We start from the raw sequence: 1,392 nt of genomic DNA, 5'->3' as shown, positions 1-1,392 counted from the left end.
CGGTGGAGCAGGCGGCGAGGCCGGCGACGAGCAGGCCTGCGGTGGTGAGGCCGAGTGCGGTCTTGGTGAAGCTGCGCATGATGAAGTCCTTTGCTGTGGGGGAGTGCTGCTTGGTATGCAAATGGTTCGTCCCCACGTCAGAAAAGGTTTGGTCCTCGTGGCGTTCGCGTGCGGGATGCGGCCCTAGAAGTGGCGGAATCGATCCGGCGCGAGATCCCAGGGGTCCTTGCCGAGGAGTTCGGCGACCCCGCGGAAGACGCAGCTCTCGATCACCATGCGCTGATGGAACTCGTCATTGCGGTGCAGTCCGCTCAGCCGCTGGATCGGCAGCCGGAAGAAGGTGATGCGACGCTCACGGGCATCCACCGCGTAACGCGCCACCCCCACGCCGGGAATCACGTTGAGCGGCCCTGCGGCCACCTCGAAGGACACATCGGCGAGTTCGGCCGGCCACACCATGCGCAAGTAGTCGACCGTCGACGCGATGGTCATGTCGAAAGTGTCCACCCGCGTACGCAGGGGAGGAAGGAAAGGTCCGGTGGCAGAACTGCGGATGCCACGGCCGTGTCGGTCCCGGCCCCGACCGCGCGAGGTCGGTGCTTGCACGGTTGTGCGGCGTGAACGAGGCATACCCCCAGTCTACTTCCGGGGCATCGGCGGTACCCTGAATCACCATGTCAGTCAGAGCGTGTTCAAGAATCTCCTGCAACGATGAGGCCGTGGCGACTCTCACGTTCTCCTATGCCGACTCGATGGCTGTCCCGGGACCGCTCGCCGGCACCCACGAGCCACACACCTATGACCTCTGTGAACGGCACGCGCGTGTGACCACCCCGCCTCAGGGTTGGCAGCTGATCAGGCATCGAATCGTGTCGATCGCGGATGCCCAACGCGGCGTTCAGCCCTCGCCCTAGTCGTCTCTCGGACACCCGCTGTCGGCGCGCCATATGGGGCAAACCACCCCGACACGCCCGGGTGTCAGATCCAATTTGCGGCCCCTCCGGAATCCCCGTAATGTCATCTCTCGTCACCCCACAGGTTCGGAAAAGCCGCAGAGCTTCCGGCCTCAAGCGGGACCAACTCCCAGTCAAAACAACCCACATCGTTTCGGTGTGGCTCTTCGTTTTGGCCAGGAATCAGCTCTTCGCAAGATCCCTCGGATCGAACGAACGGAGCGTTTTCAGGCACTAGTTTGCCGGAAACACGCCGCTCAGTCGATTTGACACGGATTCGAACGGAGGCTAAGGTAGTCAAGTTGCCCCGGAGCGACAGCCAATCACATGGCCTGAAGTCGGGTGCGTCCGATCCTTGAGAACTCAACAGCGTGCACAATGTCAAATGCCAAAAACCTCGGTCGTAGGGTCCCTTTCTAGGGGATACCGCGAAAGAGAT

Annotated in this window: 2 protein-coding genes; one reads left to right on the top strand and one right to left on the bottom strand. The window is 62.3% G+C overall.

The window, feature by feature from the left end; translation table 11 throughout:
* Positions 1–183: 183 nt before the first annotated feature.
* Complete coding sequence (locus tag E3T19_RS17415) at positions 184–492, bottom strand: hypothetical protein (protein ID WP_341476105.1); 309 nt, start codon at positions 490–492, stop codon at positions 184–186.
* Between the two features lie 182 nt (positions 493–674).
* On the opposite strand from E3T19_RS17415, the gene E3T19_RS17410 reads away from it, so the two are divergent.
* Positions 675–914, top strand: coding sequence for a DUF3499 family protein (locus E3T19_RS17410; RefSeq protein WP_134409455.1), 240 nt, complete (start codon positions 675–677; stop codon positions 912–914).
* Positions 915–1,392: the final 478 nt, after the last annotated feature.

Source organism: Cryobacterium sp. TMT4-31 (genome assembly GCF_004403385.1).
In the GTDB taxonomy this organism is placed as follows: Bacteria; Actinomycetota; Actinomycetes; order Actinomycetales; family Microbacteriaceae; genus Cryobacterium; species Cryobacterium zongtaii.
Note: the sequence above shows the minus strand (reverse complement) of the source record. Positions and strands in the feature narration are given on the sequence as shown.

Bases quoted from the DNA above. Each gene is read 5' to 3' on its own strand.
- E3T19_RS17410 (WP_134409455.1), top strand. From the start codon at position 675: ATGTCAGTCAGAGCGTGTTCAAGAATCTCCTGCAACGATGAGGCCGTG.
- E3T19_RS17415 (WP_341476105.1), bottom strand. From the start codon at position 492: ATGACCATCGCGTCGACGGTCGACTACTTGCGCATGGTGTGGCCGGCC.